Below are 6,170 nucleotides of genomic sequence, written 5' to 3'. Positions count from 1 at the left end.
CGTATAAAAGAATAGCCTTGATACCTAGTTCTCTTGCTAGTTCTGATAAGTTTTTCCTGTTCTTACTTAATTCTACAGATTGTCGTTTAAAAGCTTCATCATATTTCTTTCGCTCTTGTTTCATAAGTTAAATGTAAGTCTTTATGCTTAACTTGTACCGCCCACTAAATTAGAATATCCAGTGTTTATAGTTTTAGCAAGCACTTATTTTAAAGACGATATGATTTCACACAAGCAAACTACTTACTTAATGAATAATTATATTCTTACTGAAATTCAATAATCTAAAAATTAATCATATTTTTAAACAACCTTTATGAGTACTAATTATACTTTTAAACTAAATTTATAGAATGACTAATTTCTAATAATTTAAAAATGTTCTTAAAACACCACTTTAAATACATCATGAGTAGCTTTCGTTGACAATTCAGTAGATATTTGCTTACTGTTTTTTTTATAGAATATTGTTAAACAATTTAAATGAAACACCGAATGGCTAAATATCTTTTTCTTCTTTTAACTTTTACGTTAATAAGTTGTAATAATAAATCCACGCAAAACGGGGTTATTAAGACCGAAAAAAGTGAAATTGAGACATTAATAGATAGCGCTGCGGCTAAAATGATTAATGATTCACTCATTAACTCAACTTCCATTGGAATATATTTCGATGGAAAAGAATATATAAGCCATTATGGTGAATTAGAAAAAAGAGTTGGAAACACACCTAGTAACAAAACTATTTACGAAATCGGTTTTTAAGTAAAGTACTTACCGGTACTATTTTAGCCAATGCTGTTCTAGAAAAAAGGATAAACGTTGAGGATGATATTAGTAAATACTTAAATGAAGAGTACCCCAATTTATCATACTTAAATCACCCTTTAAAAATCAAACACTTGCTAACACATACTAGTGGACTTCCTAATATGCTGCCTTTAGAAATGAATGCATTATTAGATGACTTTTTGAACTATGATACTCCTTCAAAAATAAATGACGTTTTAAAAAATTATAATAAAACCAAATTTTTCCAGGAGTTACACGCTATTAAAACAGATACCATACCAGGCTTTAAATACGCGTATTCCAGTGCTGGAACGGAGTTTTAGAAGTGATTTACAAGTCTGATTTTGAAGATATATTAACAAACTTCCTGTCAGAAAAAATTGGAATGAAGAATACCAAGACAACTCTCAACAAAGAAGAATTGAAAAACTTGGCAGTTGGTTACCATTCCGATAACCCCACTATAACAACCGCTATGGAAAAGCTACCATGGGGAGCTGCAGGTAACATTAAGTCTACATTTCCAGATATAATGAAATTTGTTAAGTATCAGTTAGTCAACGATGCAGTTGTGCAAGAGTCTCACAAGCCACTATTCCAATATAATGATGAGATTGGCCTTTCCTATTTCTGGAATATAGATTCTTCCAATGAGAAATTAGGGGAAAATTATTCCCATCATGGTGGCGTACCACGGTCACAGTGTTATATATTTATTATTCCAAAATACAATATCGGCGCTTTTATAATTACCAATCAAAGTGGACAAAAGACAGCGCCAAAGATGATGGAAACATTAAATACTATATTTGATGGTCTAATAAAAATTAATAAAACGCCTACTTAAGAAGCAGATGCTGTTATATTGTTGTTGGAAACAGCTATTGTATGATACGTTAAAATTCTGCGGATTTCAAAGCAATTATCTTAAAACTAAAAACATGAATGTGTTTCAAATAAATATTCCATCATTGAATTTGATTTAATCAAATTCAATGATGGAATATTTTAATAGTAATGCAACGTTTTCTATTCACTAACCTGAAAGTAAATCCCTCTCACAAATAAGGAAACAGGTTTTTAAACTACTTCTTAAGGATGAATTCCCCAGCGTGTTTTATCAGCAAAAAGAAAGTCCATTTTATATTTCTCCGGAATTTCTCCATCACGCATTGATCCTAATTTTATAGAAGGAAAAAGTTCCTCATAAGTAATCATATCATTAAATGAAATACGACGATAGATATGAGTACGCGTTAAGTTTTTCGGCTCATCCAAACCAGTAGCACCTAAAAGCTCGACGAAATTTTTAAGTGTTTTTTCATGGTAACTGGCAACTCTAACTTTTTTATCTGCAGGAACTAGACCTACAGTCAATTTAGGATCTTGAGTTGTAATACCGGTAGGACACTCATTTGTGTTACATAATAATGCTTGAATACACCCCAATGCCAACATCATAGCACGCGCTTGATAACAAGCATCCGCTCCTAAAGCAATGGCACGTGCAACATGAAAAGCAGAACTGATTTTACCAGAAGCAATAATCTTTATATGCTCACGAATACCCATTCCAATTAGAATATTATTCACAAAATCAAGACCATCAATTAAAGGAGCACCTACATAATTACTAAACTCTGGCGGCGCTGCACCTGTTCCTCCTTCACCTCCATCCACTGCTATATAATCAGGATATATATCCAATTCAATCATAGCCTGACAAATGGAAATAAATTCACTTTTATAACCAATACATAATTTAAATCCAACTGGTTTTCCGCCTGATAAATCTCTTAATGTTTTAATAAACTTCACCATTTCCAATGGCGTATCAAAAGCCGAGTGATATGGCGGAGAACTAACCTTAACGTGTGGTTTAATATGTCTTATTCTAGCAATTTCTTCAGAGTTTTTCTCGGCTGGCAGAATTCCACCATGTCCAGGTTTTGCTCCTTGAGAAATTTTCAATTCAATCATTTTAACATTAGGATGTTTGGACTTTTCAGCAAATAGTTCTGGATTGAACCTTCCTTCTTCCGTTCGGCATCCAAAATAAGCCGTACCAATTTGCCAAATTATATCGCCTCCATTTTTTAAATGATAGTCACTCAATCCACCTTCTCCTGTATTATGAGCAAAATTTCCAATTTTAGCACCACCATTAAGACTCTCAACAGCGGCAGCACTTAGCGAGCCAAAACTCATAGCTGAAATATTCAATATACTGGCTGAATAAGGTTGCGCACAATCCTTATTACCAATCATAACCCGAGGGTCGTGATCTAAAGTCTCAAAGGCCTTCGGTGCTATAGAGTGACAAATCCATTCGTAGCCTTCAGCATACACATCAAGCTGTGTTCCAAAAGGAATAGTATCACGTACACCTTTTGCTCTCTGATATACAGTGGAACGATCTACACGGTTAAAAGGACGTCCATCGATATCAGATTCAATGAAATACTGATACATTTTCGGTCGTAAATCCTCTAAAACAAAACGAAGTCTCCCTAATATGGGATAATTACGCATAATAGTATGTCGTGTTTGAATAATGTCATAATATCCCAGGATTGTAAACATTAATACAATTCCGAAAAGCACATACCAGTAAGGACTTAAAAACATGCCTAATGCCAGTGTTATCAACAATGAAATAGTCGATATAATATAAAATTGAGTACGCATAATAGAGATTTAGTTGAATTCCGAGCTTTCTTTATAAGAAGTAAATAGCTTTTTAAGTTTAAATGATTTAGAATCAGTGATCTTTAAATAATAATTATTTAGTGCAAATTACAACTTAAATCTGAAATAAAAATGAAAATGAAATTAAAGAAAACTTAAAAGTTTTTGCAAGAATATCCTGAATTCATTCGATGAATAAAGTGTCCGTCGACACTTAAAGTTATTTCATTTCTAATATATGCGCATATTTTTTAAAAAAGATAGTGGCTTACTTTAAAATAATCATCACATATACGCGAGTTTATGTTTAAAACTTAAATACTAAATTCGAAATTATTTCGAAAACACCTCTTATAGACTCCGCAATTTTTTGGTGAAAGAATTATTAAATCTAAAAAACCAGATTTTGAGTCTATGGAAATGATAGGAAACAATGAATTGGTTGTTTTCGGATCTGGTTCTAAATCGCCAGAAAGAGACGTTTTTGTTCACATCTTATTAAAAGATGATTTGATTATTGAAAAGTATAACATATCTGGATTTTATAGTAATTTAAAAAAATTAAACATATTCCATGATTCAGAATTAAATATTGAAGCAACAGCTTTCCGGGACAAACAGATCTTTCTTTTTAACCGAAAAAAGAATCTAGTATTAACCTTTAACTATCTAATTTTATTAGCTTATCTAAAAGGTGAAGCGTCTTTCCCTATACCATATATACAACAATTCTCATTACCTAAAATTAACGGAATAGAAGCTGGTTTTTCGGGCGCTACTGTTTTAAAGAACGAATCAAAAATAATTTTTACAGTTTCAGTAGAAAACACAAATAATGCTTATAAAGATGGTGAAATTCTAGGAAGTTTTATTGGCATGATTAACATTACAGATAATACGGTTAGTCCCGTTATTAACTTTTGCCCAATTCCAAATATGGAAGAAAATTTAAAAGTAGAGTCTGTAACAGTTCAAGAAGAAGTTTCTATAGGAAAAACCAAATTGATTCTTATTACAGATGACGACCTAGGAAATTCGATATTATTAGAAAGTATACTTTTGTGGTAAACCTAAAATTTATAAATTCGTATCATCCACATTCAATCCATACATTTAGGTGTAAAACGTCTAAACACGAATGCTTTCACGTAAATAAGATAATATATTAATCACCAATTAAAACACATAAAAATGAAAAAAACAATCCTATCAGCATTATTTTTAGGCGCTTTATTTACGTCTTGTAAAGAAGAAACTAAGAAAACAGAAATGACAAAAATTGAGGATATCGCGATAGTGGACACACATTCTGAAGATAAGGAATACACTACAAGCGATTCTGAAAATGAACTTTATGCTTTAGAGTATCTCTACAAAAGTGATAATGGCGAAATTGTAGATGTTACCTTCTTCGAGGAAGGTGACAAAATGAATGTTAAAATAAAAAGAGACAAGCAAGATGAATTAATCCTCCCTCAAACTACAGCGTGGGCAAAAGGCGCGGAATATGAAAGTGGCAACTACAAATGGGTAAGCCAGGAAGACGGTGCTACTTTCTCTGACGGAAACAATACTATGAAGCTAGTTGTAATCAGCCCGTTACAATACACATACACTAATGAGAAAGAGTCTATTGTAGTTATTTATTCAGACAAAAACGACAAGCGTTTTGTAACCTTAATAAAAGATAACCAACCTGAAATTACTTTAGAACAAACAGAGGCTTGGGCAAAAGGTGCTGAATATGGAAACAACACTGTAAAATGGCATAACCAAGGTGATACTGGAACTTTAACTGAAGATGGCGTTGCGTCCAAATTCAAAAAGTAATTTTTAGAGAATAAATAATGAGTACGCCCAAAGGTTATAAATAAAAACCTTTGGGCGTACTTTATAGTAACCATATATTACGATACTAAAATAATAAATTTGTTTTTTATTTAGGCATGACAATCTCATGCCCATCATGTTCCCACTTGGAAATACCACCTTGTAAATCGTAAATTTTTGTAAAACCAGCATCTACCATTTTCTGTGCACAACTAGCACTTCGTGTACCCGATCTGCAATACAAAATCACAGGTATATCTTTATCTAATTTTAAAATATCTTGTTCAAAAGTTGGCGATAAAAAGTCGATATTCTGAAAATCAGCAATATAACCCTCGGCATATTCTTCTGGTGTTCGTACATCCAAAAGTTGTACCTCATCCATTTCTAAAAGCGTTTGCATTTCTTCGCTTGTAACGACCTTAATTGCATCGTTTTCGGTTTTATTTTTACAGCTTGTAAAAGCTAAAATCACTATAAGAACACTAAATCCTATTAATTTTTTCATAATTATTTTTTTATGGCTGAACAATATTTCCTGTCCATCCCGTAATACCTTCTAATAAATTGTGCGCTTGGTCAAAACCCATTTGGAACATAATAGCACAAGCCTGGGCACTTCTGCCGCCAGATCTGCAATAAACATAATAGTTTTTATCTTTGTCTAACGTTCCCAGTTTGCTTACAAATTCTTGCGCTTGAAAAATATCCATTTGTATCGCATTCGGAATCATACCTTCGGCGACTTCTTCATCTGTTCGTACATCCAAAACAACCGCTTGGTCATCATGTTCCAACTGTTCGCGCCATTGCTTTTGCGTTAAATCTGCCATATTTTATTTAATATTTTTTCAAAACTA

At 32.5% G+C, this 6,170-nt stretch carries 9 protein-coding genes; 5 read left to right on the top strand and 4 right to left on the bottom strand.

Annotation, left to right across the window (positions count from 1 at the left end):
* A partial coding sequence (locus BZARG_RS15505) for a transposase (RefSeq protein ID WP_157998029.1) occupies nt 1-124 on the bottom strand: 124 nt, incomplete at its 3' end.
* 371 nt (nt 125-495) lie between these two features.
* Between BZARG_RS15505 and BZARG_RS15265 the strand changes: the two genes are divergently transcribed.
* From BZARG_RS15265 to BZARG_RS16135, 3 genes are read left to right on the top strand one after another with little or no spacing between them, the layout of a single operon-like run.
* Nucleotides 496-765, top strand: a complete 270-nt coding sequence (locus BZARG_RS15265) for a hypothetical protein (RefSeq protein WP_050807300.1) — start codon at nt 496-498, stop codon at nt 763-765.
* A 20-nt stretch (nt 766-785) separates the two neighbouring features.
* Entirely contained in the window at nt 786-1,115 is a 330-nt protein-coding gene (locus tag BZARG_RS16140; RefSeq protein ID WP_083823844.1) for a serine hydrolase, read from the top strand.
* A gap of 2 nt (nt 1,116-1,117) precedes the next feature.
* Nucleotides 1,118-1,639, top strand: a complete 522-nt coding sequence (locus tag BZARG_RS16135) for a serine hydrolase domain-containing protein (protein ID WP_050807299.1) — start codon at nt 1,118-1,120, stop codon at nt 1,637-1,639.
* Between the two features lie 245 nt (nt 1,640-1,884).
* Here BZARG_RS16135 and BZARG_RS09170 read toward each other — a convergent pair whose 3' ends face one another.
* Nucleotides 1,885-3,480 carry an FMN-binding glutamate synthase family protein gene (locus BZARG_RS09170; RefSeq protein ID WP_008637602.1) on the bottom strand — a complete coding sequence of 532 codons (1,596 nt, stop codon included), beginning with the start codon at nt 3,478-3,480 and terminating at the stop codon, nt 1,885-1,887.
* A gap of 381 nt (nt 3,481-3,861) precedes the next feature.
* Here BZARG_RS09170 and BZARG_RS09165 point away from each other — a divergent pair, with 381 nt between their 5' ends.
* Together BZARG_RS09165 and BZARG_RS09160 are read left to right on the top strand one after the other, a co-directional pair.
* Nucleotides 3,862-4,548 carry a DUF6929 family protein gene (locus tag BZARG_RS09165; RefSeq protein ID WP_394330518.1) on the top strand — a complete coding sequence of 229 codons (687 nt, stop codon included), beginning with the start codon at nt 3,862-3,864 and terminating at the stop codon, nt 4,546-4,548.
* Nucleotides 4,549-4,671: 123 nt separating this feature from the next.
* Nucleotides 4,672-5,310 carry an MliC family protein gene (locus BZARG_RS09160; RefSeq protein ID WP_008637579.1) on the top strand — a complete coding sequence of 213 codons (639 nt, stop codon included), beginning with the start codon at nt 4,672-4,674 and terminating at the stop codon, nt 5,308-5,310.
* Nucleotides 5,311-5,416: 106 nt separating this feature from the next.
* Here the strand turns inward: BZARG_RS09160 and BZARG_RS09155 are convergent, their stop codons facing one another.
* Together BZARG_RS09155 and BZARG_RS09150 are read right to left on the bottom strand one after the other, a co-directional pair.
* Nucleotides 5,417-5,818: a rhodanese-like domain-containing protein gene (locus BZARG_RS09155; protein ID WP_008637588.1), complete on the bottom strand. Its 402-nt coding sequence runs from the start codon at nt 5,816-5,818 to the stop codon at nt 5,417-5,419.
* A gap of 10 nt (nt 5,819-5,828) precedes the next feature.
* The gene (locus BZARG_RS09150) at nt 5,829-6,143 is read right to left on the bottom strand and encodes a rhodanese-like domain-containing protein (protein WP_008637584.1); all 315 of its coding nucleotides are present in this window, start codon (nt 6,141-6,143) and stop codon (nt 5,829-5,831) included.
* Nucleotides 6,144-6,170: the final 27 nt, after the last annotated feature.

The organism is Bizionia argentinensis JUB59 (assembly GCF_000224335.1).
Lineage (GTDB): Bacteria > Bacteroidota > Bacteroidia > Flavobacteriales > Flavobacteriaceae > Algorimicrobium > Algorimicrobium argentinense.
Note: the sequence above shows the minus strand (reverse complement) of the source record. Positions and strands in the feature narration are given on the sequence as shown.

Excerpts from the sequence above, each read along its gene's own strand:
- BZARG_RS09150 (WP_008637584.1), bottom strand. The coding sequence starts at position 6,143 with ATGGCAGATTTAACGCAAAAGCAATGGCGCGAACAGTTGGAACATGAT.
- BZARG_RS09155 (WP_008637588.1), bottom strand. The coding sequence starts at position 5,818 with ATGAAAAAATTAATAGGATTTAGTGTTCTTATAGTGATTTTAGCTTTT.
- BZARG_RS09160 (WP_008637579.1), top strand. The coding sequence starts at position 4,672 with ATGAAAAAAACAATCCTATCAGCATTATTTTTAGGCGCTTTATTTACG.
- BZARG_RS15265 (WP_050807300.1), top strand. The coding sequence starts at position 496 with ATGGCTAAATATCTTTTTCTTCTTTTAACTTTTACGTTAATAAGTTGT.
- BZARG_RS09170 (WP_008637602.1), bottom strand. The coding sequence starts at position 3,480 with ATGCGTACTCAATTTTATATTATATCGACTATTTCATTGTTGATAACA.